Source organism: Clostridium sp. CTA-5 (assembly GCF_054768135.1).
Genome location: NZ_BAAAAT010000002.1, coordinates 15,361 through 41,087, shown reverse-complemented (window position 1 = coordinate 41,087; position 25,727 = coordinate 15,361). Strand labels below are relative to the sequence as shown.

The following is a 25,727-nucleotide window of genomic DNA, read 5'->3' as shown; positions in this document are numbered from 1 at the left end:
AGTATTAATCAGGTAAGATATGTATGTTTTTATATAATAAATATCTAGAAAATTCATTAATATAAAATTCTTATAATATAATTAGTTATAGAAAACAATTTATAGGAATTAATATTATGGATTATAAAAGTTTAGTAAAAGAGCAGAGTGAAGATATAGTTAGATTAAGTGGATTATTAAAAACTTATGTAGATTCGTATAGACTTTTAATTGGAGGAGCAGCAGAATTAAATAATATTAATGTAGCTAAGAAAGGTGATATTAGAAAAGCATTAGATAGGGTTGATAATTTAGGAAATCTAATTGATAAGGTAATATCATCTTTGGAAAAATGTGGAAATGGATATATGAAATATTGTAAGATAAAAGATGACTATCTAACTGTAAAATCTGGCAAGGATAAAATTTTTACTGAAATTGATAATGAATTAGGTTTCCAACAATCTAAAAGAGACGATGATGAAGAATAAGGCACATTCAAAAAAATAATAGATCAGTATGCTCGTCTATTTTGCGTGATACTGCGTCAGTAAATTTAGCTAATAGCTCGCTATTAACTAAATTTACTTTCTTCTCTGACACAAAATATACAACGCATCTTTGATCTATTATTTTATTTCATGTGCCTAAAGAAAAAGGATCAGCTATTAGCTAATCCTTTTTCTTTACTCTAAAATTTCTTTAATCTAAAACTACTTACCATTAAGTATGAAAATGCTATCATAAGAATAATTGCGATATAAATAGGTGCTTGTGCCTTTAAATTAAGTAATGCAAAAAATGCCATAAAACATCCAGCAATAGTTATTGGAACACCTGTAAACATACCATCAAAATCAGATGTGTTATATCTAGCCAATCTAAATGCACCACAAATAGGGAATGCTACTAGTAAGGCTAAGCCTAATAAACCTTTCGGTCCTAATATTGCAAACTCAAACAGTATATATATTAGTATAGACGGAGCTACTCCAAAAGAAACTAAATCAGCTAATGAATCTAATTCCTTCCCTAATTCGCTAGAGACATTTAGAAATCTTGCAACTCTTCCATCATATCTATCTACTAAACCCGCAATTAATATAAAAATACCTGCTAAGGCAAAGTTATTATCAATAACAGATAATATTGAAATAACGCCACAAGATAGATTTATAAAGGTAAATATGTTAGGAATACAACTTTTCCTCATAAAATCACTCCTAAAATTATTATAACTTCTTTACAAAAACTAATTATATCATAGATGTAGAAAAAATATAAGGGTGTATTATCTTAAATCTTTCTGTAGAAAATGATTACAGATGAGTTTGTTAATGAATAATTTCAAAAATATAACATATTTATCGACATCAAAACTGGAAAATGTTATAATCAGCTGTATAGCAAATTTTCTTGGAGGTAATTATATTGATGAAGAAAGTACGATTCATATACAACCCCTATTCAGGAGAAAATATTATAGTAAATGAATTAGATAATGTTATAAAACTTCATGAAGAAGCGGGATTACAAATTGTTCCGTATAGAATACAAAAAGGTAAAGATTTATCACAATCACTGGAAGAAATTGATAATACTTATGAGTATATTTTAATAGCAGGTGGAGATGGAACTGTTGATTCAGTAGTAAATGCTATGAAGAAAAAAAATATAGATTTACCAATAGCTATATTGCCTGTTGGAACAGCAAATGATTTTGGGAAATTTATAAATATGCCTGATGATATAACAGAAGCATGCAATAAAATATTAAATTCTAAACCAGTAGATGTTGATTTAGGTGAAATAAATGACAAATATTTTATAAATGTAGCTAGTACAGGACTATTTACAGATGTATCTCAAAAAACAGATGTAAATTTAAAAAATACTATAGGTAAGTTAGCATATTATTTAAAAGGATTGGAAGAATTACCTAATTTTAGAAAGATAAAAGTAAATATAGAATCTAGAGAATGCAAATATAATGGAGAAATGTATTTGTTATTAGTCTTTAATGGTGAGACAGCAGGAAATTTTAAATTAGCAACGCAAGCAGATATATCTGATGGTAAGCTAGATGTAATAATTTTTAAAGCAGTACAAATTATAGAGTTATTACCTTTATTCATTAAACTCTTAAAAGGGGAACATTTAGATTCTAATAAAGTTGTATATTTTAAAACAGATGATTTATATATACAATGTGATGAAGACATAGTTACAGATATTGATGGTGAAAGAGGTCCAGAATTTCCGTTAAGAATAAGATGTATTAAAGGTGGTATTAAAGTTTTAGGAATAAATTGATAAAAGTAATAATAAATATAAGTAACATAAATTTAAGCTAGGAGTGTAATTTGTGAACTTTGCATATTATTTAATTTTGTTATTTATAATTTGTTTATCACTTTTAATATTTAAAAAGAATGTATTATTTTCACCTAAAAAAATAAAAATTTACTCTGCAATAGTAATATTATTATTTTTATTAAGACATATAGGATTATTTTTATTATGTGTACTAAAAGATAATAATTTTATATATTGTTTAAAACCTATAATATTTTTAAATAATCTAACAATTCCACTTATGGTTTTGGCAATAACATATATTTATTTAAGAGCTGAACAATTAAAATTTAATTGGAACTATATTATAGGAATTTTTTTAAGCCTTGTTTATCTTGGTATAATATATATATCCAAAGCAACATTAAATGTTAATAATTTATATGGATTTATAATAAAAATTAATAGAGAAGAATTATTATATTTGTTTACACTTATAATATTAGGAATATTTTTAGTTATTAATGTTATTTTATTAGACAAAAAATTTGCAAATAAAAAAGGGATACGATTAATTATTATAGCAATCGTAGCTGTTATGTTAGAAAGTGTAATAATTTTAGGTGGAATAAAATTGTTCCCATATCCAGTAATAGGGGATTTGATATTTGTCACAATTATGAATTCAGTTTTAAATAACTTTAAAAAAGTAAGAGACAACAAAGGTAATATATAGGAAGTAAGTAAAAGGGGCTATCTGAAAAATAAGATAGTCCCTCATCTTTTATGTTTTAAAATATAGTGTTAATATTTTAGTATAAGGGCGAACTGGCATTGGAATTTGCTTTTTAGAACTCTTAATAAAGATTTGTACAATTAATTGCTTGTCAGCAATCTTTGATTGGGAACATGCATTAATTGGACTAAGCTTTAGTTTAGAGTTCTTAAAGTAAATTCCTCTGTCCATGAGCTTTATACTACAATATTAACAATTATTTAAAAGCATATATTTATTTAATTCTTCTTTTAGAGTTATTTTTGTTTTTATGTGAAGAACTTTTAAAATTCTTATTAGTTTCATTTTTAGTTTTTTTATCATTTGAATTAACTTTTTGAGAAGTACTCCTATTGCTTTTATTAGAAGTTCTAACATTATTTTTATTTGAATTATTTTCTCCATCATTATTAGATGATTTATTGTTTTTATGCTTACCTTGATATCCAACTTTACCAGGAGTAAAACCAATCAAGCAATTTTTATCAGTACCAATCAAATCTTCTCTATGTGCTTTAATTAAAGCTTTTTTTACTTTTGAATGATTTTTTGGAACTGCAAATTGAATTAAAGCTCTTTGCATTTCTTTTTCTTCAGGAGTTTTTGGAACATAGACCTCTTCTCCTGTAATAGGATTAAATCCAGTATAGTACATAGTAGTTGATAAGCTACCAGGAGTAGGATAAAAATCTTGTACTTGTTCTGGTGTATATCCCATTTCTTTAATATATTGTGCAAGTTCTATAGCAGCATTTAAGTCGGAACCCGGATGGGAAGACATTAAATATGGTACTAAGAATTGTTTTTTATTTAACTTATTATTTATATTAAAATATTTAGTAACAAATCTATCATACACTTCTCTTGTTGGTTTGCCCATTTGATTTAGTACTTTTGGTACAACATGTTCAGGCGCTACTTTTAATTGACCACTTATATGATGTTCACATAATTCTTTGAAGAATGAATCATTTTTATCGTGAATTAAATAGTCATATCTTATTCCAGAACGAATAAATACTTTTTTTATGCCTGGTAATTTTCTAACTTTTTTTAATAAAGATAGATATTCTGTATGATCAATTTTTAAATTTTTACAAGGTGTTGGAAACATACATTGTCTTGTTTTACATGTCCCATGTGTTTCTTGCTTTTTACAAGCTCTATGTCTAAAGTCAGCAGTTGGACCACCAATATCATGAATATATCCTTTAAAATCAGGCAAAGTAGTTAATAATTTAGCTTCATCAATTATAGAGTTTTGGCTTCTGTTTTGAATAACTCTTCCTTGATGGAAAGTTAATGCGCAAAATGAGCATGATCCAAAACATCCTCTATGACTTGTAATTGAAAATTTAACTTCTTTTATAGCTGGTATTCCACCTTTAGCTTCATATATTGGATGATAAGTTCTTGTATAAGGTAAATTATATGTAATATCCATTTCCTCTTGAGTTAAGTTTTCTTGAGGGGGATTTTGAACTAAGTATCTATCACCATACTTTTGAATTATAGTTTTACCATTAATAGAATCCTGTTCATAATATTCTAACTTATAAGCTTCAGCATAAGCATTTTTATCACTTACAACTTTTTCATAAGATGGTACAATGACAGCATTTTCAATATTTGATATATCACTAGTTAAATAACAAGTACCTCTAACATTAGTGATGTTTTTTATATTTGCACCGTATCTTAATAAATCAGCAATTTGTACTACAGTTTTTTCACCCATACCGTACATTAATAAATCTGCTTTGGAATCTAAAAGAATACTTCTTCTAACTTTATTATCCCAATAATCATAATGAGCAAATCTTCTTAAACTAGCTTCAATTCCACCTATTGCTATTGCGGCATCTTTGTAAGCTTCTCTAATTCTATTACAGTAAACAATCACGGCTCTATCTGGTCTATGACCAGCTTCTCCACCAGGAGAATATAAATCTTCACGTCTAATTTTCTTTGCAGCGGTATAATGATTAACCATAGAGTCTATATTACCTGAATTAACTAAAAAACCATATTTAGGACGACCTAATTTTTTGAAATCTTCACAGTCATGCCATTTAGGTTGGTCTATAATTCCTACAGTAAATCCTTGTGCCTCAAGCGTTCTACCTATAATAGCTGTACCAAATGAAGGGTGATCAACATAAGCATCACCAGTAACAATTATAAAATCTAGTTGATTAATTTTTCTTTTTAATAAATCTTCTTTACTAATAGGTAAAAATTCTTTAGAAAGTTTCATATATAATTAACTCCAATTCATAAAATTCTAATTTTGTGTTATCTTTTAAAATAGTGTTGATATAATGTCGGTTTGCCCTTATACTATAAAATCAACACTTATTAAAACAGAGTTTAATTTGTTAAAAACGCTATTTAAACTAAGACTAGCATCTGTAATTGCATAACAGCTAAATGCTCCTGGATAACGAGTTCTAAAGTTTAAGAAAATATGAAATTTATCTTAAAACTAAGAACTCAGTTTATCCGATAGCTAGAATCTGTAATTGCATAACAGCTACACGCTCCTGGATAACTAGTTCTAGAGTTTAAAAAAATATAAAATTTATCTTAAACTAAGAACTCAGTTTATCTTAACATAAGGTTAATGAGTTTACAAATAGCAATGCTTGAAGGTGGTTTGTATTATTTACAAAATAGATAAAAATAAGTAAGTACTTTTTATAGAAATTAGAAAGTTAAATTGTGTTTAAAATTGAATTTTTAGAACATATACTTAAATTAAAGTGTAACTAAGAACTTTGTTTAGACATAGTATGATAATATATAAGGTAATTAGATAAGACACATTCAAAAAAATAGTTGCCCAATGATATTTATATATTTTAATTTATGTTTCATTTAGAAAATAAGTTAATAATTTACTATTAAGAGATTTTATCTTTTTATCTTAAAAATATAGGGTGTATTTTTTATATATTATGTTCTTTATATATGCCTAAACATAAGCATATGAGTAAAAATTTGTTGCCTTTTTAGCGCTATGTAATATAATAATTAATAGAAATGAGTAGGTAAAATAAAAAATATCTAATAATTAACAATTATTTTAGAGAAAATGTACTATAGGGTGGTGTAAAAAATGGAGGCTGGACCTCAGATGATTGAGAGTTATAATTTAATATTTAATATTTTAAACAGGAAGCCTTCATTTAATTTATATTAAGTAAGATTTTTCCTGTTTAATATAGGAGGAGTCTTGCATGAAAAAATTATCAGTATTTTTATATACAAGTATTTTGTCTAGAAGGGTTTATGATGAATTTGGAGATGTAATTGGGGAAATAAAGGACGTCTATGTAACCACAGAAGAGGGGTATCCAAGGGTTATAGGATATAAGCTAAAAAGAGATGGAGTTACATTTCATTATGAATTTAGATATATTGAATTTTTAGAAGATGGTGGTAATGTCAGAATTAAAACTAGAGGAAGTAAAGAGATATTACCAATGACTTATACCTATCTTTTATCAGAAAATTTATTGGATAAAAAGATAGTAGATATAAACGGAAAAAAAGTTGTACGAGTTAATGATTTAAGAATAGCAGAAATTGCAGGAGAATATAGGGTAGTTGCAGTTGAAACAGGACCTTTAGCTAGATATAGAAGATTTAAGATAGCAGGTTTAATTAAGTTTATTTATAAAATCTTTGGAAAAGACTATGAAGACAAAGTTTTAATGTGGGAAGATGTTGAATCATTAGAAATGGTTGATAACAATTTAAAATTAGTAGTTCCATATCAAAAGTTATCAACACTACATCCCGCAGATCTTGCAGATATATTAGAAGATTTAGATGAAAGATCAAGAAACCAAATCTTTGAATCATTAGATGAAGATTTAGCAGCTGACACTTTGGAAGAAATAGATCCGGAATACAAAGGAAGCATTATTAAAGAGTTATCAGAAACTAGAGCAGCAGAAGTTTTAGAAAATATGGCAAGTGATGAAATTGCAGATCTTTTAGATGATTTAGATGAAGAAGAGAGAGAAAAAATATTAATTAATTTGGAAAAAGAAGATGCAGATGAAGTTAAAGAATTACTTAGGTACGAAGATGAAACAGTAGGAAGTATTATGAGTAAGGAATTTATATCTGTTAATTTAAATATAACGGTATCAGATGCTATAGATATATTAAAAGAAATGCAACCAGATGAGGAAGTTATGTATTATATATATATAACAAATGAAGAAGAAAAAATAAAAGGTATGATTGCATTAAGAGATTTACTTATAAATGATGGTGAAAAAAAGATAAAAGATATTATGGATGAAACTGTTTCACATGTAAAACATGATGATGAAATTAAAGAAGCAATAGAAGTTGCAGCTAAATACGATTTAGTAACTGTCCCAGTAATAGATGAAGATGAAAAATTAGTTGGAATAGTAATAATTCATGATTTAGTAGATGAATTTTTATATCCACTTTGGAAAAAGAAAAATTAATTTTTAAAAATAATATTGACTTTTTTTTGAAATAACATATAATAAAAATATAAACCATATCGAATTACTCAGAATTAAAAACATTGAAAAAGGAAAGTAACATAAAGAAAGATTACAGAGAGAAAAAAGAAGCTGAGATTTTTTCATCAATACTTTATGCGAAGTGCCCTTTGGAGTTGAAATCTGAATTAAATTAGTTTAATTTATAGTAAGGTTCTCCGGGTTCACCCGTTACAGTGATAAGGCATGGACTGTGCTTAAATGAGTGGAATTAAATTTATAATTTAATTCAATTAGAGTGGAACCGCGAATATTACTTCGTCTCTATAAGTTTTATAGTAGATGAAGTTTTTTTATTCTCTAAAAAGTTATATGATTTTTAAATTCCGAATGATTGGTTAAATTAAAACTATAGAAATTTTTTAATTAACAATTAAAGCGTGGCTTAAGCCACTTAGTTTTATAACAATATTAAATGTTAAAGTTAGTACAAATTATTTAGTAATAGTGATTGAAGAAAATTAAAGAATATTAAGGGGGATTAGAACAATGATTTATAATGAAGTATTAGAATTAATAGGAAAAACACCAGTTTTAAAATTAAATAATTTAATTAAGGATGAGAATATAGCAGATGTTTATGTTAAATTAGAAAAGTTTAATCCAGGTGGAAGTGTAAAAGATAGAGCAGCACTTGGAATGATTGAAAAAGCTGAAAAAGAAGGACTATTAAAGGAAGGATCAACAATAGTTGAACCAACTAGTGGAAATACAGGTATAGGACTTGCATTAATAGGTGGATTAAAAGGGTATAAAGTTATAATTGTTATGCCGGAAACAATGAGTAAGGAAAGAAGAGACTTAATAAAGGCATATGGGGCAGAACTAGTTTTAACAGATGGAAGTAAAGGTATGAAAGGTGCTATAGAAAAAGCTCTAGAAATTAAAAAAGATGATAGTTATTTTATACCACAACAATTTGAAAATTTAGCTAATCCAGAAAAACATTATGAAACAACAGCAGAGGAAATATTTGAAGATATTCCTGATTTAAATGCAATTGTAGCTGGTGTTGGTACTGGAGGAACTATTGTTGGTATATCAAAAAATTTAAAAAAGAAAAATTCTGAAATTAAGACTATAGCAGTTGAACCATTTTCTTCACCAGTTTTAAGTGGTGGAGAACCAGGAAGTCATAAAATACAAGGAATAGGAGCAGGATTTATTCCAGGAAATTATGATGGACAATATATTGATGAAATAATTACTGTAAAAGATGAAGAGGCATTTAAAACAGCAAAAGAATTTGCAAAATATGAAGGCGTTCTAATAGGAATATCTTCAGGTGCAGCCGTTTATGCAGCTATAGAAGTAGCTAAAAAACTTGGAAAGGGAAAAAAAGTATTAGCAATTGCACCTGATGGTGGAGAAAAGTATATATCAATGGGTGTATATGAGTAGAAGTTATAACTTTTAAATGATAGGGGTACTGCTGAATTCTATAGGCACATTAAAAAATAGTAATTAAATGTGCCTTGTATAAAAAAGGAGATTTATGCTGTGTTTAAAAAGTTAAATTATGATTTAGAAAGAGTTTTAATTAATGATCCAGCGGCTAAAAGTAAAATAGAAGTTTTGTTATTATATCCATGTATTCATGCTCTTATAGCTTATAGAATTAGTCACTTTTTATATAAGCATAAAAGATTTTTCCTAGCACGACTTATTTCTCAATTAGCACGATTTTTTACTGGTATAGAAATTCATCCGGGGGCTAAAATAGGAAAAGGGCTATTTATAGATCATGGTATGGGAGTTGTAATAGGTGAAACAGCAGAAATAGGGGATGATGTAATAATGTATCATGGAGTAACCCTTGGTGGTACAGGAAAAGATAAGGGGAAAAGACATCCTACTATTGGGAATAATGTTCTTATAGGGGCAGGTGCTAAAATTTTAGGGCCTATAAATATTGGAGATAATGCAAAAATAGGATCTAATGCTGTAGTTTTGCATGAGGTACCAGCTGGATCTACAGCAGTAGGAGTTGCTGCAAAAAACATTGTAAGAACTAATGCAACTATAATAGAAATAAGAGATTTACAAGGAAGAAAGAAAAAAATATTTAATGAAATGGTGATTTAGAGGAATAGTATGGGAGTGAAAGAAGATATAATTAAAAACTGCTTATCCTTAGGAATAGATTCAGTAGGATTTATAAAGTGTAGAAGATTTGATGAATTAGAGAGTTTCTATAAGGAGAGAAAAGCTTTAAATTTAGAGAATGAATTTGAAGAACAAGATATAGAAAAAAGAATAAATCCAAAAAAATATTTACAAGAAGGGGAAACTATAGTATCTATAGCTTTCCCTTATTTGACTTCGAAAGAAATAAAAGATAATGGATTTTCAGTATATACTAAAGGATTTGATTATCATTATGTTGTTAATAAATATTTAGATAATATATGTAAAATAATAGAGTCATATGGTGGCATAGCTAAAACATTTGTAGATAGTAATTCGTTACCAGAAAGGTATATTGCATTTTTAGCTGGGGTAGGATTTATAGGTAAAAATAATCTTCTTATAAATAAAAAGTATGGATCATATGTATTTTTAGGAGAAATAATTACTGATTTAAAATTTTATGATGAAGATAAAGGATCCTTAAAAGATTTAAATTCTTTTAAAGAATGTGGTGAGTGTACTAAATGTTATGATGTATGTCCAACAAAAGCTATAAATAACTATAAAAAAAATAGTAACATTTGTCTATCGTATTTAACTCAGAAAAAAGATTTAGAACTGTGGCAAATGGAAAAGTTAAATGGAAGAATTTTTGGATGTGATACTTGTCAGCTTATATGTCCTTATAATATTGAAAAAGAGTTATCAAAGATAAAAGAATTTAATCCTTTAAATTTCATGAAAAATGATAATAATGATGATTTTATTATTGATATGAATAATAGTGATTTTAAAGAAACATTTAAAAAAACTTCTTGTGGTTGGAGAGGAAAAAATGTTTTAAAAAGGAATGCGTTAATCAGAAAAGTATTATATTCAAAAGATGATAATTTTATAATTAATGATAAAAAGGTTGAATCTCCTTACCTAAGAGAGTATATAAATAGACTTTTTAACTAATTTGGAATATAATTATACATATATATGATTGAGGCAGGAGTGATGAAGAGAGATGCTATCACCAACTATAGTTAAAATTTTAGAATTATTCCCTGAAAGTGTACTTATAAAGTTTGGACAAATGAAGGTTCAAAGTTATATAAGAAAATATGCAAATATAACTTTAAAGGGTATTGAAAATTTAGATGAAGTTAAAAAACCAAGAATATTTATAAGTAATCATTTAAGTAATGCTGACGGTTTAGTATTAGATAAGATTTTAAAGGAAAAGAGTGACCCATATTTTGTTGCAGGGGCTAAGTTATCTGATGATCTTGTAACTCGTATAGGAACTAAAGTAGTTAAAAATATTCCTATAAAGCCTAATTCTGCTGATAAAGATGCTATTACTAAGATAGTAAAAGCTCTTAGAGGTGGGGATGATGTATTAATATTCCCTGAAGGTACTAGAAGTAGAACGGGAGCCATGATAGAAGGGAAAAAAGGGATTTTATTATTTGCAAAAATGTCAAAAGCTGAAATAATTCCTATAGGAATATCTGGTACAGAAAAGCTTCTTCCAATTAGTAAAAATGGAGATATGGGAGGAGAAAAATGGAATAAAGCTAATGTTACAGTAAATATCGGTAAAAAAGTAGATTTACCTTCAAAAGAAAAAGATGAAGGTAAACATGAATATGAGGATAGATGTATTAATGTGCTAATGAAAAGTATAGCGGCACTTTTACCAGAGAATTATAGAGGAGTTTATAAATAAGATGAAATTAAAAACACAAAAGATTTTGGATATTTTAAAAGAAACTTATCCAGATGCAAAGTGTGAATTGAATTATGAAACGCCTTTTCAGCTATTGGTAGCTACAATTTTATCAGCACAGACTACAGATAAAAAAGTTAATGAAGTAACAGAAACTTTATTTAAAGATTATCCAGATTTAAATGCTTTTTTAGAAATAACTAGTGATGAGTTAGAAGAAAGAATAAAAAAAATAGGACTATATAGGAATAAAACTAAAAATTTAATACTTATGTTTAGGCAGTTAAAAGAGAATTTTAATGGAGAAGTTCCAAAAACAATGGAAGAAATAACTTCTCTTGCAGGAGCAGGAAGAAAAACAGCTAATGTTGTTTTATCAAATGCATTCAATGTTCCATCTATTGCTGTTGATACACATGTATTTAGAGTTTCAAATAGATTAGGCCTTGCAAAGTCAGAGAATGTTTTAGAAGTAGAGAAACAACTTCAAAAAGAAATACCAAAAGAAGAATGGTCTTTAACACACCATTTATTAATATTTCATGGAAGAAGATGTTGTTTAGCAAGAAAACCTAAATGTAATGAATGTCCTTTAAGAGAACTATGTAATTATGTAAAGTAATATTTATGTTTTAAGTGAATATCAACATTGTTTAAAATAATATGTTGTGAACATGAAAGAACCACTTGTAGGTATAACTATAGAGTTTGTGGTTCTTTTAATTTTGTCTATTATTTATTAAAATATTATTATAAAGATTTATATTGTAAGTGTTCATTCTTTAAGGATGAATATATATAAGTAGTATTAAATGGAGGTAATTATGAAAGTCGGAATTATAATGGGTGGTATATCTTCTGAAAGAGAGATATCATTAAAGAGTGGAGAATCTATAGTTGAAAATATAAATAAAGAAAAATATGAAGTTGTACCAATAGTTATAGATAAGAAAGAAGATATAGTAATTAAAGTTGAAGGTATAGACTTTGCACTTTTGGCATTACATGGAAAATTCGGAGAAGATGGTACTGTCCAATCAGTGTTACAAACATTAGGAATACCTTATTCAGGTTGTGGCCCATTAAGTAGCGCAATGTGTATGGACAAAGATATATCAAAATGTATTTTAAATTCTGCGAACATTAGAACGGCACCATGGATTAACTTAAGAGAAAATGAAGAAATTAATTATGAAGAAATAAATAAATTAGGATATCCTGTTGTAGTAAAGCCTACTCATGGAGGCTCAAGTGTAGCAACATTTATAATAAAAGAAGAAAAAGAGATAGAAAATGCAGTAAAAGAAGCTTTTAAATGGGACAATGAAGTTATGATAGAAAAATTTATAAAAGGTGATGAAATAACTTGTCCTGTTTATGGAAATAAAATGCTTCCTGTAATTGCAATAAAACCAAAAGCTGAATTTTTTGATTATGCTGCAAAATATACAGATGGAGGTTCAGATGAATTTATAATAGAACTTGAAGAAAACTTACACAAAGAAGTGGAAAAAATGGCATTAGCAACTTATAAAGCTTTAAAATGCGAAGTATATTCAAGAGTAGATATGATTGTTACCGCAGAAGGTATTCCGTATATTTTAGAAGTAAATACACTTCCAGGAATGACTAAAAATAGTTTAATTCCGAAGAGTGCAGCAGGAATTAATATTAGTTTTCCAAGATTAATAGATATGATAATAGAAGATTCTATGAAAGTAGTTAGATAGGATTAGGTACAATCAAAAAAATAAAAACGTAAAAAGTAAAGTAGGACATATACTTATTTTAATAAGCTTATAAAAAGTAAATTGAAATAAGTATGTCCTATTTTTTGAGTTTAGATTTAATTATAATTTGAATAATTAAATTTTGTTAGAGTTTTATATTAAATTTAAACTAGTACAATACTATATATGAATTCTTTATTTATATTTTTAAAAATTATCCTTTAGTTTAATATATAATTAAAGTTTAATAATTAAATACCGTATTATAATAGTAAAGGAGGAATTTTTATTAATAAAAGTTAATTAATAAATTAGTAATGTTATTAAAAAATTAAAAGTAAGAATATATTTTTATAAAATATTAAGAATTTTAAAGAGATTTTTTAAAGAATTTTAAGTTAAAATAAAGTTAATATATATATTATTATGTTAGGCATAATCAAAAAAATAACTAGGGTATTTTGTACTTGTTATTTTTGTTAATATGCCTTATTAAAAAAAGTTTGGGGGAATAAGTTTATGGAAATGCAGACTATTTTAATAGTTGATGATGAGAAAGAAATAAGAGATTTAGTCGATATATATTTAAAAGGTGAAGGATATAAGACAATAAAAGCATGTGATGGTGAAGAAGCATTAGAAATTATTGAAAATGAAAATGTTGATTTAGTTATATTAGATGTAATGATGCCTAGATTGAATGGTATAGATACTTGCTTAAAGATTAGAGAAAATAGGGACATGCCTATAATAATGTTATCAGCAAAAACTGAAGATATAGATAAAATACTAGGATTAAATATGGGAGCAGATGATTATTTGACTAAACCATTTAATCCATTAGAATTAGTTGCAAGAGTAAGATCTCAATTAAGACGATTTTATAGATTTAGTTCTAAAGTTTTAAAAGAAGAAATTAATGAAAATATAATTCAAATAGATGATTTAACAATAAATTTAGATACTCATGAAATTATATTATCTGATAATATGGTGAAATTAACACCAACAGAATTTGATATATTAGCATTGCTTGCTAAAAATAGAGGCAAGGTATTTTCAATAGAAAATATTTATGAAAGTGTATGGAATCAAGAACTTATGACGTCAGATAATACTGTAATGGTTCATATAAGAAAAATAAGAGAAAAATTAGAGGGAAATCCAAGAAAACCAAGATTTATAAAAACAGTATGGGGAGTTGGATATAAAATTGAAAAATAGTAACAATGAAAAAAAAGTTCATAATAGATTTTACAATAAATTAACTTCGTCAAAATACTTTAGGAGAAGTAACAAAGTATTAGTTAAAATAAGAAGTAAAATTGAAAAAAGTATTAGATTTGAACTTATGATTGTTATAGGGATATGTTTTTTAATATCATTTATATTTTATAATTTTACTAATAATCTATTGAAAAGGGAGTATAGTAATCCAGAAATAATTTATGATTATAAAACTATTGAGGATGAAGCTTATAATTTATCCAATATATTAGAAAATGACAAATCATTAAATTTAAAGGAAAAAGCAAGTGTAGAAAATATATTGAATTATCAAGTATATAAGAATAGTAATGTATATATTACTGATTTGGATGGTAAAATTGTATTTAAAAATTCAAATGTGGTTGAGGAAAATATAGATATATATAATGCTCTAAAAAATGCTATTACTACTACTGAATATGATGAAGGAAATTCTGTTAAAGAAAAGGTGTATATTATTCCTTTAAAAATACAATCAGAAAGATTCTATCTAATTTATTCGAAAATTCCAAGTGCAGAAATAAGATATAATACAATACACACTTCTAATTCATCATTAGCATTAGCACTTACGTTTATTATTTTTATAATATCTTTTGTTATTATAACAAATAAGAAAATGAAGTACCTAGATGAAATTGCATCTGGATTAAAAATTATTGCAAATGGAAACTTAAATCATAGAATAGATGAAAAAGGAAGAGATGAGATTAAAAATATAGCTTATAATATAAATAATATGGCTGTTCAAATAGGAGATAAGATTCATGCAGAAAGGATTGCAGAACAAACTAAAGCGGATTTAATAACTAATGTTTCTCATGATTTAAGAACTCCGTTAACTTCTGTTATGGGATATATAGGTCTTGTTAATGAGGGAAGATATAAAGATAAAGAAGAAATGAACGAATATTTAAATATAGCTTTTAATAAAGCTGAAAAGCTAAAATTATTGATTGAAGACTTATTTGAATATACTAAGTTAAATAATAATGGAATAAAGTTCTCTAAGGAAAAAGTTAATTTAGTAGAATTTTTATCTCAATTAATAGAAGAAATGATACCTATATTAGATGAAAACTCATTAACAATACATAAAAAATTTGATATTGATAAAGTTTATGTAAGTATAGATCCGACAAAAATGCTTAGAGTATTTGAAAATTTAATAACAAATGCAATTAAATATTCTAATAAACCAGGTGAAATAATTATTGGTATTTATGAAGAAGGAAATCATGTAACTATAGTTTGTAGGAATAAAGGTGATCATATACCTAATCAAAAATTAGAAAAATTATTTGACAGGTTTTATAGAGTTGATGAGTCAAGAAGTACTAATACAGGGGGATCTGGTCTTGGCTTAGCTATATCAAAAAATATAGTTAATCTACATGAAGGCAAAATTTGGGCTGAATCTATTGGGAATAATATAAGCTTTTATGTGCAACTACAAATCTAAATAAAGAATATATTACAATATATTTTATAATTATATTTACCCAGATTAAAGTATTAATGAATATATTGGTACTTTTTTTAAAGCTAATTAATATTCTATTAATGAAAGTATTTTTTTATCTGGAGGAAGTATGCAAAATAAAAATCCGAAGAGTCTATTTGGAATAGATATCAATGAATATACTAAAGATGTTCAATTTCCAATTTTAGTAACTAAGATAGATTTCTTATATTTAAGAGCATCAGGTTCTGCAACTGGTAGATTTAGAATTGATAAGAAGTTTGTTGATTATGCAGCTGAAAGCAGGAAATATAATATTCCGGTTGGAGCTTATCATTTTGGAGTACCATCATATGATTTAACAGATGCTGATAGACAATGTGATGACTTCATAAATGCATTACAACAAGGATTTGGAAACAAAAATTATGGGGATTTATTCCCAGTTTTAGATGTTGAGGTACCAATAGATAAAACCATAACAACAAAAACTTTGATTGACTGGATTGACAGATTTAGAAAGAGGTTTGAGAAAAAAACAAGAAGAAGATTGATGCTTTATACTGGATTATTTTTTATAGACTTATATGATAAATTTTATATTCCAGGAAGAGGATATCCACTTAAAAATATGCCTTTATGGATTGCAATGTATCAAGAAATTGAAGGAAATCCGGAATATCCGCCTGATATTGCAGGATGGACTAGATGGAGAATATGGCAGTACACTGAGAGAGAAGTGGTTCCTGGAACAGGAAACCCAGTTGATGGTAATTGGGGACCTAATAATATAGAGTTATTGACTCAACCAAGTAATGTAACTGGTTTTAAGGCTACAATGGATAATAATAATATATACTTAACATGGAATAGAGTACCTGATGTAGATTTATTAGGGTACAATATATTTGTTAATAGAGAATGGGTAGGGACAGTTGACGAAAATGCAACAAAATATGAAATAAGGAAAAATAAGCTTAATCTTCAAAAAGGAACACCAATAGAGGTCACTATTGAAGCGTTTGATTATGATGGAGAGACTTCTAAAACTAGAGCTAAAGTGACTTTATAAAAAGAATAAAAAGCATTATAAATTTTAATATAAAAATATAAAGCATCTTAGAAAATCTAGGATGCTTTTACATGTATTCAAATGAATTAATTATATTCTTATTAAGTTAAAAATGGAATAATTAATTATATTGCTATTAAGTTAAAAATGGAATATTATATAATATGATTGATAATTACGTTTTATTGTTATATTTCAAATATTCAAATATTCAAATATTCATATTATGGAACACGGTATATTTTATTGAAAGGGGAATAGCAGTGGACAAAGGTACAGGAAGAAGGGGGAGAGGCCCTAGAAGAAGTAAGAATAAGAAAATAATTTTAACATTGTTGATATTATTGGTTATTATTACAGCTTCATTGACAGGATATTCTTTATCTGTTAAGGGTACAGTCAAAGAATGGGACCAAAAGATATATTCAGGTGTAACTATACATGATATAGATATTGGAGGAATGACTAAGGAGGAAGCAAGGGCAGAACTTATTCAAAAACTTCAGGGTTCTATAGGAGATAAAAAATTACCTATAAAAATAAGTGATAAGGAATATGAACTTATTTATTCGGAAATATCACCAACTTATAACATAGATGCGGCTGTAGATGAAGCCTATATGTTTGGAAAAGATGCGGCATTATTTAAAAAATATTATTATATATCAAATAGAGGTAGTAATAAGCATAAAGTGGATTTAGGATTTACATATGATGAAGAAAAATTAAAAGCATATGAAGAAAAATTAAAAAATGAGGTTAATCAAAGTCCTAAAAATGCAACTTTAGTTTTTGATAAGAGTGGATTTTCCATAAGTGATGAAGTTGAGGGGAAAAGCATAAGCATAGAAACGTTAGATCAAAAATTAAAAGAAGTTCTTAATGGACATGTTAATGATGAAGCTGAATTAGTTATTGATTTAGAAACTGTACAACCTAAGATTACTAAAAATGACTTATCTAAGATTAATGGAGTAATAGGTTCTTATTCTTCAGACTATGGTTCATCACCAGCAGGAAGAAGTAACAATATTGAAATGGCAACTAATGCTATAAATGGTACTATTCTAATGCCGGGCGAAGAATTTAGCTTTAATGAAATTGTTGGCCCAAGAACTGTGGAAAGAGGATATAAAGAAGCAGCTACATATGTTGCTAATAAAGTGGAACCAGGCATTGGAGGGGGAATATGTCAAGTATCAACTGCACTTTATAGAGCTGTAATGCATGCCAATATAAGATCAGTTGAAAGAAGAAATCACTCTATGTCAGTAGGTTATGCAAAACCAGGATTGGATGCGACTGTATCATATGGAGATATAGATTATAAATTTAAAAATACTTATGATTTTCCAATATACATACAAGGTACTACGTATAATAAAGTTATGACCTATAGTATATATGGTAATGTTGAAGCTTTAAATGGCAGAAAATATGATATGGAAAGTGAAATAATTCAAACTATACCACCTGAAGTGAAAGTAATAAATGATCAAACCTTACCAGAGGGGCAAGAGGTATCGGAAGGTGGAGGAACAACTGGATATAGAGCTAATTCTTATCAAATAACATATGAAAATGGTTCGCAAATAAATAAGGAATTGATATCAACAGATTATTATGCATCAGTTGATATAACAGTAAGAAAGGGAACAGCCCCACTAACACCAGCCGTTCCACCAACATCAGATGTTCCATCAACACCAGATGCTTCGCAAACACCTGGAGCAGAGACATCACAAACACCACCAGTAGAGCAACAAGCGCCACCAGTACCGACACAATAAATATAAGTTAAAAATTCGAAAGAGCAAATAAAAAGTATAATCATTAAGGTTATACTTTTTATTTATATTTTGTAAATTTATAAAAAGTTAAACTAGATTTTTTGGTACTTAATATTAAAAATAAATATTAAATTATTAATATCAATAAAAATGTGGATTAATAATCATTAATTGTAAAATATAGAGTTTAACTAAGCATATAATGACTAGACATGAATTGAACCGTATAGTATACTTTTTAAATATATTAGAAATATAAATAGTTAGGCACATTCAATTTCATGTGCCTTAAAAATAAAAGAGGGTGAGTTTTTTGAATTTAAATATAGTTTTATATCAACCTGAAATACCACAAAATACAGGGAATATAGCAAGAACTTGTGTACTTACAAATAGTAAGTTACATTTAATAAAACCATTGGGATTTGATATAGATGAGAAACACGTAAGAAGAGCTGGATTAGATTATTGGAAATACTTAGATTTAGAAATACATGAAAGCTATGAAGCTTTTATAGAAAAATACGGAAAAGAAAGAATATTTTTATCAAGTACTCATGCTAAATCTTATTATGATGAAGTTTCTTTTAAAGAAGGAGATTTTATAATGTTTGGTAGAGAATCAAGTGGCGTTCCAGAAGAAGTTCATAATGCACATGAAGGAATCAGGATACCTATGATTAAATCTAGTACAAGGAGCTTAAATCTATCGAATACAGTTTCTATAGTTGCTTATGAGGCATTAAGGCAAATCGGCTTTCCAAATATGAAATAAAAGAAGAGGTATAAAGGAAATGGAAAAAATTAAAATTATTACTGATAGTACAGCTGATTTACCAAAAGAAATATATGAGAAATACGATATAGAAGTTTTACCGGTATTGATAAATTTTGAAGAAGAAAGTTATTTAGATGGTATTGAAATAAATTCGAATAAAGTTTTTGAAAAAATAGAAAAAGAAAATATTATGCCAACAACAGGACAAATAACTCCAAATAGATTTGCAGATACATATAAAAAATATTTGGATGAAGGGTACAAAATACTTTCAATTCATATGTCATCAGCAATGAGTGGAACATATCAATCAGCATGTATAGCTAAGAATATGTTAGAAAGTGATGATATAATAATTATTGACTCACAAAATATTGCACCAGCATTAGGAATTTTAGTACTAAAGGCTGGAGTTCTTAAAGAAAGTGGACAAGATATATCTGATATAGCAAAAATATTGGAAGAGAAAAAATATAATATAAAAACTTTAATGTGTTTTGAATCTTTAGAATATCTTATTAGAGGTGGTAGAATTTCTAAAACTGCTGGAATGGTAGGAAGTGTTTTAGGAATTAAATTAATATTAGATATAAAAGATGGAATAATGTCAGTTAAGGAAAAGGTAAGAGGAAATAAAAAAGTTATTAAAAAAATTATTTCTGATTTAGAATCAGCAAATTTAGATAAAGATGTTCCTGTATTCTTAGTAGATGCAAAAAATATTGAGATTAGAGAAGCACTTTTGGAACATTTAACAAGTAATAATATTAATTTTATTGAATGTCCTCTTGGATCAAGTGTGTGTATACATTCAGGACCAAATTGTTGTGGATTAGTTTTTTTAACTGAATAAAAACAAATTGAAATTATAAAGTTATTTAATTTTATATATAATAAAACCATATTTTGCTTAATTCAAGTAGCAAAGTATGGTTTTTTCATATCTTTTTAAGTATTAAAAGTTTTATTTGATAATATAATTTAAAGGTAAAGATACATTGCTTGCCTTAATGGTAGGATTCAGAGTATACTATTTATAAAGAAATATGTAGAAAAGTAAAAAAGTGAGAGTTTTTATAAGTTTGAATACGTTTTAATCAATGTATTATAAGAAAAGAGGGTGTTTATGAGTTTAAATTATGGAATAAAAATGACGCAAGAACAAAAACTTGTATTAACTTATAATATGCAACAGTCTATAAAACTTTTGCAGATGTCTATGCATGATTTGAGAGAGTATATTGATAATGAGTATGCAGAAAATCCAATATTAGAAATGAGTGAATCTTCAAAAGCAGGAGATAATAACAATAAAGATGAAAAATATGATTACAAAAATTTAATTAAAGAATTAGAATATAATAACTATAAAAATGAAACAGATAATAGTTATGTAAATAAAGAAAAGGATACATCTCCTTGGAATTATATTGAAAGAAAAAAATCTTTAAGTGAATTTTTACAAGAACAATTAATAGGACTTGATATAAATCCATATACTAAAGCTATTTCAAAATATATTATAGAATCATTAGATCATAAGGGATATTTAGAAATATCAGTAGAAGAAATAAGTAAAGAACTTAATGTTTCCAGCGTTAAAATAGAGCAAGCTCTAAAAATTGTTCAAGATTTAGAACCTTATGGAATAGGTGCAAGAAGTATACAAGAATGTCTTATTATACAGGCAAAAAAATTAAATATTTTAAATGAAACTATGGAAGAAATAATATTAAATCATTTAGAAAATATTGCAGATAATAAATACAAGTTTGTTGCAGATTCACTTAATATATCCCCTAGTGAAGCTCAAAGATATGGAGATTTGATAAAAAAATTAGAACCAAAGCCTTCAAGAGGATTTTATACAGGAGAAGAAGTAAGTTATATAATTCCAGATGCAGAGATTAAAAAGATAGAAAATGAATATTTCATATTGATGAATGATAGTGTATTACCTAGATTAAAGATAAATAAAACATATAAAGAAGTTCTAGAAAAAGATACTGATAAAGAAACTAGTATATATGTTAAAGAAAAGATTAATAAAGCTATGTTTTTAATAAAATCTATAGAACAAAGAAAAAGTACATTATATAGTGTTTTAGAATGTTTAATAAATAAACAAAAAGAATTTTTTGAAAGTGGTTACGAATATATTAAACCGTTAACATTAAAAGAGGTTGCAGAAGAAATAGGCTTACATGAATCTACAATAAGTAGAGCAATTAAAGATAAATATATTTTAACTAGTTATGGAACTATAAAAATAAAAAAATTGTTTAGTAATGGTATTTCTAAAAATAATGCAGAAGAGATTGCAACTGATAAAATAAAGAATGAAATTAAGAAAATAATTGAAAAAGAAAATAAATCAAAACCATTTTCAGATCAAATTATATCAGAATTATTAATGAAAAATAACATGAATATTTCAAGAAGAACTGTAGCAAAATATAGAGAGGAATTAGGAATAAAATCATCTTCAAAAAGAAAAAGGATATAGAAATTAAAAGATATATTTTGTAATAATGGCTAAGTTAATGTTAAAAACCATTCTTAGTCATTTTATATTAAATTGGTAAGATCAATAAAATAATTAATAATAATACAAATATATTGTTAATTATTATCTGTTTTTTTAATTATTCGTAAAAATTTTCATTAAAGGCTTTAAAAATTCCCAAAGGTGTTTTATAATATTAAATGTGGGACATGATGTAATTGCATGGGACGCATAGAGACCAAAGGAGTGTTTATGTTGCAAGAAATATTAGAGTTGCAGAAAAAAATAGTTCCTGAGCTTGTAGAGACATTAGAAAAAAGATATAACGTACTCAGAACTATATACTATAATCAACCGATTGGTAGAAGAGTTCTTGCAAGCTTATTAAATACAGGGGAACGTATTATTAGAACTGAAGTGAATTTTTTAAATTCTCAAAGGTTAATCGAAATAAATACTCCGGGAATGACAGTCACTGAAGAAGGCAAAAAGATAATTGAGCAATTAAAAGATTTCATTCATGAAATAAAGGGGCTTTCAGAAATTGAAGAGGAATTAAGAAAATCACTTAATTTAAAAAAAGTAATTATAGTTCCAGGAGATTTAGAAAATAATCCTTCGATTTTAAAGGATTTAGGTAAGGCTTGTGCGAATTATGTAAAAGACATATTAGTTGATGGCTCTATAATAGCATTAACAGGTGGAAGTACATTAAAAGAAGTCGTAGAAGAATTCCCTAAAATAAATTATTTATCCAATATTCAAATAGTACCTGCAAGAGGTGGTATGGGTAAAAATGTAGAAACCCAAGCAAATACTTTAGCAGCTTTATTAGCTAAAAAATTAAATGGTAGCTATAAAATGCTTCATATTTCAGAAAATTTAAGTTTAGATGTATTACATACTTTACTTAAAGAAAAAGAAATAAAATCAGTAATAGATACTATACATAAAGCAGATGTATTAATGTATGGTATTGGTAATGCTGTGCAAATGGCTAAAAAAAGAGATGCTTCAGATGATGTGATTGAAAATCTAATTCGTAATGGAGCAGTAGGGGAAGCGTTTGGTTGTTATTTTAATAAAAATTCTGAAATAGTGTCAGAAACTACCACTATTGGGATTAAAATTAATGAAGCTAGAAAGATTAAAACACATATTGCAGTTGCAGGTGGAAAAAATAAAATAGAGTCAATTATAGCAACTGAATTTAATGATGTTAATGGTATTTTGGTTACAGATGAAGAAACAAGTAAAAAAATACTAGAAACACTAAATCAATAATTTCAGTTATTAAATTAGTTTGTAAAATTTATTTTATAAAAAAGCATTACTTAGGAGGTAATTTTAATGGCAAATGTAAAAGTAGCAATTAATGGTTTTGGACGTATTGGACGTCTTGCATTTAGACAAATGTTTGGAGCGGAAGGATATGATGTGGTTGCAATCAACGACTTAACAGATCCTAAAATGTTAGCTCACTTATTAAAATATGATTCATCACAAGGTAGATATGAAGGAACTGTAGAAGTTAAAGATAATGCTATCATTGTTAATGGAAAAGAAATCAAAATCTACGCTGAAGCTGATGCTTCAAAACTTCCTTGGGGAGAATTAGGAGTAGACGTAGTACTTGAATGTACTGGATTCTATGTATCAAAAGCTAAATCTCAAGCTCATATTAATGCAGGTGCTAAGAAAGTTGTTATATCAGCTCCAGCTGGAAACGACCTTCCAACAGTTGTATTCAACGTTAACCAAGATATCTTAACTGCTGAAGATCACATAATATCTGCAGCATCTTGTACAACTAACTGTTTAGCTCCAATGGCTAAAGCACTTAATGACTTAGCACCAATTCAATCTGGTATAATGTCAACTATCCATGCTTACACTGGAGATCAAATGGTATTAGACGGACCACACAGAAAAGGAGATTTCAGAAGAGCAAGAGCTGCTGCTGTAAATATAGTTCCTAACTCAACTGGTGCTGCTAAAGCTATCGGATTAGTTATCCCAGAATTAAACGGTAAATTAATCGGTTCTGCACAAAGAGTTCCAGTTCCAACTGGTTCAACTACAATCTTAGTTGCTGCAGTTAAAGCAAAAGATCTTACAGTTGAAAAAGTAAATGCTGCTATGAAAGCTGCTTCTAACGAATCATTCGGATACACTGAAGAAGAATTAGTATCTTCTGATATCGTAGGAATCAGATTTGGTTCATTATTCGATGCAACTCAAACTATGGTAGCTAAAGTTGATGAAGACACATACCAAGTTCAAGTTGTTTCATGGTATGACAACGAAAATTCATACACTAGCCAAATGGTTAGAACAATCAAATACTTCTCTAATTTCTTAAAATAATTTAAGTTTTAGAAAAAGTAATTTAAAGTTATAAATAAGTCTGGTTTTGTAGTATAAGGCTATAAGGCCAGACTATTTTAAAATATTTAAAAGTTTAATAATTAGAGGTGAAAAAAAATGAATTTTAATAAAAAAACAATTGAAGATATCGAAGTAAAAGGAAAAAAAGTTTTAGTTAGATGTGACTTTAATGTACCATTAAAAGATGGTGTTATAACAGATGAAAACAGATTAAATGGAGCACTTCCAACAATTAATTACTTAATTGAAAAAGGTGCAAAAGTTATACTTTGCTCACATTTAGGAAAAGACGCTTCAAAATCATTAGCACCAGTAGCTAAAAGATTAAGCGAAATGTTAAATAAAGAAGTTGTTTTCGCAAGAGATGAAGAAGTTGTTGGAGAAAACGCTAAAAAAGCAGTTGCTGAAATGAAAGACGGAGATGTTGTATTATTAGAAAATACAAGATGCAGAAAAGAAGAAACTAAGAATGTAGCTGAATTCTCAAAAGAATTAGCTTCTTTAGCTGAAGTATTTGTTAACGATGCATTTGGTACAGCTCATAGAGCTCACTGCTCAACTGTTGGAGTAACTGATTATATTGATACAGCTGTATGTGGATACTTAATCCAAAAAGAATTAAAATTCTTAGGAAATGCAGTTGAAACTCCAGAAAGACCATTCGTTGCTATTTTAGGTGGAGCTAAAGTTTCAGATAAAATTGCTGTTATAAACAATCTTTTAGATAAAGTTAATACAATCATAATTGGTGGTGGAATGGCTTATACATTCTTAAAAGCTCAAGGATATGAAATCGGAACTTCATTAGTTGAAGAAGATAGACTTGACTATGCTAAAGAAATGATTGCTAAAGCAGAAGAAAAAGGTGTTAAATTCTTATTACCAGTAGACCATAGAGTTGCTGCTGAATTCAAAGATGTAGAAGCTACAGTTACAGAAAATGAAAATATTCCAGTAGGAAATATGGGATTAGATATTGGACCAAAGTCTGAAAAATTATATGCTGATGCAGTTAAAGATGCTAAAACTGTAATTTGGAATGGACCAATGGGAGTATTCGAATTTGAAAACTTCAATAAAGGAACAATTGCAGTAGCTAAAGCAATGGCTGATTCAAATGCAACTACTATAATTGGTGGTGGAGATTCAGCAGCTGCTGTTAATATATTAGGATTTGGAGATAAGATGACTCATATCTCAACTGGTGGTGGAGCGTCACTTGAATTCTTAGAAGGTAAAGTATTACCAGGAATTGCTGCATTAAACGACTAATTATATAAATAATA

Annotated in this window: 22 protein-coding genes and 1 other annotated feature; of the genes, 20 read left to right on the top strand and 2 right to left on the bottom strand. The window is 27.2% G+C overall.

What is annotated here, in order from left to right:
- The first annotated feature begins 116 nt into the window (after nucleotides 1–116).
- Nucleotides 117–470, top strand: coding sequence for a hypothetical protein (locus tag ACYUET_RS05525; RefSeq protein ID WP_460278282.1), 354 nt, complete (start codon nucleotides 117–119; stop codon nucleotides 468–470).
- Between the two features lie 200 nt (nucleotides 471–670).
- Here the strand turns inward: ACYUET_RS05525 and pssA are convergent, their stop codons facing one another.
- Nucleotides 671–1,192 (bottom strand): CDP-diacylglycerol--serine O-phosphatidyltransferase, encoded by a 522-nt coding sequence (gene pssA / locus ACYUET_RS05520; RefSeq protein WP_460278280.1) that lies wholly within the window; start codon nucleotides 1,190–1,192, stop codon nucleotides 671–673.
- A gap of 221 nt (nucleotides 1,193–1,413) precedes the next feature.
- On the opposite strand from pssA, the gene ACYUET_RS05515 reads away from it, so the two are divergent.
- Complete coding sequence (locus ACYUET_RS05515; RefSeq protein ID WP_460278278.1) at nucleotides 1,414–2,292, top strand: YegS/Rv2252/BmrU family lipid kinase; 879 nt, start codon at nucleotides 1,414–1,416, stop codon at nucleotides 2,290–2,292.
- A 52-nt stretch (nucleotides 2,293–2,344) separates the two neighbouring features.
- Nucleotides 2,345–3,010, top strand: coding sequence for a hypothetical protein (locus ACYUET_RS05510; RefSeq protein ID WP_460278276.1), 666 nt, complete (start codon nucleotides 2,345–2,347; stop codon nucleotides 3,008–3,010).
- Between the two features lie 274 nt (nucleotides 3,011–3,284).
- Here the strand turns inward: ACYUET_RS05510 and ACYUET_RS05505 are convergent, their stop codons facing one another.
- Nucleotides 3,285–5,306 (bottom strand): YgiQ family radical SAM protein, encoded by a 2,022-nt coding sequence (locus tag ACYUET_RS05505; protein ID WP_460278275.1) that lies wholly within the window; start codon nucleotides 5,304–5,306, stop codon nucleotides 3,285–3,287.
- A 982-nt stretch (nucleotides 5,307–6,288) separates the two neighbouring features.
- Here ACYUET_RS05505 and ACYUET_RS05500 point away from each other — a divergent pair.
- From ACYUET_RS05500 to ACYUET_RS05420, 17 genes are all read left to right on the top strand, one after another.
- Nucleotides 6,289–7,539: a magnesium transporter MgtE N-terminal domain-containing protein gene (locus ACYUET_RS05500; RefSeq protein ID WP_460278273.1), complete on the top strand. Its 1,251-nt coding sequence runs from the start codon at nucleotides 6,289–6,291 to the stop codon at nucleotides 7,537–7,539.
- A 74-nt stretch (nucleotides 7,540–7,613) separates the two neighbouring features.
- Nucleotides 7,614–7,868: a binding site (T-box leader), on the top strand.
- Nucleotides 7,869–8,088: 220 nt separating this feature from the next.
- Nucleotides 8,089–9,000, top strand: a complete 912-nt coding sequence (gene cysK / locus ACYUET_RS05495) for a cysteine synthase A (RefSeq protein ID WP_460278272.1) — start codon at nucleotides 8,089–8,091, stop codon at nucleotides 8,998–9,000.
- A gap of 99 nt (nucleotides 9,001–9,099) precedes the next feature.
- Nucleotides 9,100–9,684, top strand: coding sequence for a serine O-acetyltransferase EpsC (gene epsC / locus ACYUET_RS05490; protein ID WP_460278271.1), 585 nt, complete (start codon nucleotides 9,100–9,102; stop codon nucleotides 9,682–9,684).
- Between the two features lie 9 nt (nucleotides 9,685–9,693).
- Nucleotides 9,694–10,689: a tRNA epoxyqueuosine(34) reductase QueG gene (gene queG / locus ACYUET_RS05485; protein WP_460278270.1), complete on the top strand. Its 996-nt coding sequence runs from the start codon at nucleotides 9,694–9,696 to the stop codon at nucleotides 10,687–10,689.
- A 52-nt stretch (nucleotides 10,690–10,741) separates the two neighbouring features.
- The gene (locus ACYUET_RS05480) at nucleotides 10,742–11,446 is read left to right on the top strand and encodes a lysophospholipid acyltransferase family protein (RefSeq protein WP_460278269.1); all 705 of its coding nucleotides are present in this window, start codon (nucleotides 10,742–10,744) and stop codon (nucleotides 11,444–11,446) included.
- Between the two features lies 1 nt (nucleotide 11,447).
- On the top strand, nucleotides 11,448–12,068 hold the full coding sequence (nth, locus tag ACYUET_RS05475) for an endonuclease III (RefSeq protein WP_460278268.1): 621 nt from the start codon (nucleotides 11,448–11,450) through the stop codon (nucleotides 12,066–12,068).
- A 202-nt stretch (nucleotides 12,069–12,270) separates the two neighbouring features.
- A complete protein-coding gene (locus ACYUET_RS05470; protein ID WP_460278267.1) occupies nucleotides 12,271–13,176 on the top strand; it encodes a D-alanine--D-alanine ligase in 906 nt (301 codons plus the stop codon).
- A 519-nt stretch (nucleotides 13,177–13,695) separates the two neighbouring features.
- Nucleotides 13,696–14,400 carry a response regulator transcription factor gene (locus ACYUET_RS05465; RefSeq protein ID WP_460278265.1) on the top strand — a complete coding sequence of 235 codons (705 nt, stop codon included), beginning with the start codon at nucleotides 13,696–13,698 and terminating at the stop codon, nucleotides 14,398–14,400.
- Nucleotides 14,390–15,907 carry a sensor histidine kinase gene (locus ACYUET_RS05460; protein WP_460278264.1) on the top strand — a complete coding sequence of 506 codons (1,518 nt, stop codon included), beginning with the start codon at nucleotides 14,390–14,392 and terminating at the stop codon, nucleotides 15,905–15,907. Before ACYUET_RS05465 ends, ACYUET_RS05460 begins: the two co-directional genes overlap by 11 nt.
- Nucleotides 15,908–16,037: 130 nt before the next feature.
- A complete protein-coding gene (locus ACYUET_RS05455; RefSeq protein ID WP_460278263.1) occupies nucleotides 16,038–16,979 on the top strand; it encodes a glycoside hydrolase family 25 protein in 942 nt (313 codons plus the stop codon).
- 263 nt (nucleotides 16,980–17,242) lie between these two features.
- On the top strand, nucleotides 17,243–18,769 hold the full coding sequence (locus tag ACYUET_RS05450) for a VanW family protein (RefSeq protein WP_460278262.1): 1,527 nt from the start codon (nucleotides 17,243–17,245) through the stop codon (nucleotides 18,767–18,769).
- A gap of 313 nt (nucleotides 18,770–19,082) precedes the next feature.
- Nucleotides 19,083–19,544 (top strand): tRNA (cytidine(34)-2'-O)-methyltransferase, encoded by a 462-nt coding sequence (locus ACYUET_RS05445; RefSeq protein ID WP_460278261.1) that lies wholly within the window; start codon nucleotides 19,083–19,085, stop codon nucleotides 19,542–19,544.
- Nucleotides 19,545–19,563: 19 nt separating this feature from the next.
- On the top strand, nucleotides 19,564–20,400 hold the full coding sequence (locus ACYUET_RS05440) for a DegV family protein (RefSeq protein WP_460278260.1): 837 nt from the start codon (nucleotides 19,564–19,566) through the stop codon (nucleotides 20,398–20,400).
- 273 nt (nucleotides 20,401–20,673) lie between these two features.
- A complete protein-coding gene (gene rpoN / locus ACYUET_RS05435) occupies nucleotides 20,674–22,053 on the top strand; it encodes an RNA polymerase factor sigma-54 (RefSeq protein WP_460278259.1) in 1,380 nt (459 codons plus the stop codon).
- Nucleotides 22,054–22,305: 252 nt separating this feature from the next.
- Nucleotides 22,306–23,337, top strand: a complete 1,032-nt coding sequence (locus ACYUET_RS05430) for a sugar-binding transcriptional regulator (protein WP_460278258.1) — start codon at nucleotides 22,306–22,308, stop codon at nucleotides 23,335–23,337.
- Nucleotides 23,338–23,403: 66 nt separating this feature from the next.
- Nucleotides 23,404–24,420 carry a type I glyceraldehyde-3-phosphate dehydrogenase gene (gap, locus tag ACYUET_RS05425; protein WP_460278257.1) on the top strand — a complete coding sequence of 339 codons (1,017 nt, stop codon included), beginning with the start codon at nucleotides 23,404–23,406 and terminating at the stop codon, nucleotides 24,418–24,420.
- 117 nt (nucleotides 24,421–24,537) lie between these two features.
- Nucleotides 24,538–25,713 (top strand): phosphoglycerate kinase, encoded by a 1,176-nt coding sequence (locus ACYUET_RS05420; protein WP_219781277.1) that lies wholly within the window; start codon nucleotides 24,538–24,540, stop codon nucleotides 25,711–25,713.
- The last annotated feature ends 14 nt before the right edge of the window (nucleotides 25,714–25,727 follow it).

Coding starts and splice junctions, on each gene's coding strand:
- cysK (WP_460278272.1), top strand. CDS start 8,089: ATGATTTATAATGAAGTATTAGAATTAATAGGAAAAACACCAGTTTTA.
- ACYUET_RS05430 (WP_460278258.1), top strand. CDS start 22,306: ATGTTGCAAGAAATATTAGAGTTGCAGAAAAAAATAGTTCCTGAGCTT.
- rpoN (WP_460278259.1), top strand. CDS start 20,674: ATGAGTTTAAATTATGGAATAAAAATGACGCAAGAACAAAAACTTGTA.
- ACYUET_RS05480 (WP_460278269.1), top strand. CDS start 10,742: ATGCTATCACCAACTATAGTTAAAATTTTAGAATTATTCCCTGAAAGT.
- ACYUET_RS05525 (WP_460278282.1), top strand. CDS start 117: ATGGATTATAAAAGTTTAGTAAAAGAGCAGAGTGAAGATATAGTTAGA.
- ACYUET_RS05505 (WP_460278275.1), bottom strand. CDS start 5,306: ATGAAACTTTCTAAAGAATTTTTACCTATTAGTAAAGAAGATTTATTA.
- ACYUET_RS05420 (WP_219781277.1), top strand. CDS start 24,538: ATGAATTTTAATAAAAAAACAATTGAAGATATCGAAGTAAAAGGAAAA.
- ACYUET_RS05470 (WP_460278267.1), top strand. CDS start 12,271: ATGAAAGTCGGAATTATAATGGGTGGTATATCTTCTGAAAGAGAGATA.
- ACYUET_RS05440 (WP_460278260.1), top strand. CDS start 19,564: ATGGAAAAAATTAAAATTATTACTGATAGTACAGCTGATTTACCAAAA.
- nth (WP_460278268.1), top strand. CDS start 11,448: ATGAAATTAAAAACACAAAAGATTTTGGATATTTTAAAAGAAACTTAT.
- gap (WP_460278257.1), top strand. CDS start 23,404: ATGGCAAATGTAAAAGTAGCAATTAATGGTTTTGGACGTATTGGACGT.
- ACYUET_RS05500 (WP_460278273.1), top strand. CDS start 6,289: ATGAAAAAATTATCAGTATTTTTATATACAAGTATTTTGTCTAGAAGG.
- ACYUET_RS05515 (WP_460278278.1), top strand. CDS start 1,414: ATGAAGAAAGTACGATTCATATACAACCCCTATTCAGGAGAAAATATT.
- pssA (WP_460278280.1), bottom strand. CDS start 1,192: ATGAGGAAAAGTTGTATTCCTAACATATTTACCTTTATAAATCTATCT.
- ACYUET_RS05455 (WP_460278263.1), top strand. CDS start 16,038: ATGCAAAATAAAAATCCGAAGAGTCTATTTGGAATAGATATCAATGAA.
- queG (WP_460278270.1), top strand. CDS start 9,694: ATGGGAGTGAAAGAAGATATAATTAAAAACTGCTTATCCTTAGGAATA.
- ACYUET_RS05465 (WP_460278265.1), top strand. CDS start 13,696: ATGGAAATGCAGACTATTTTAATAGTTGATGATGAGAAAGAAATAAGA.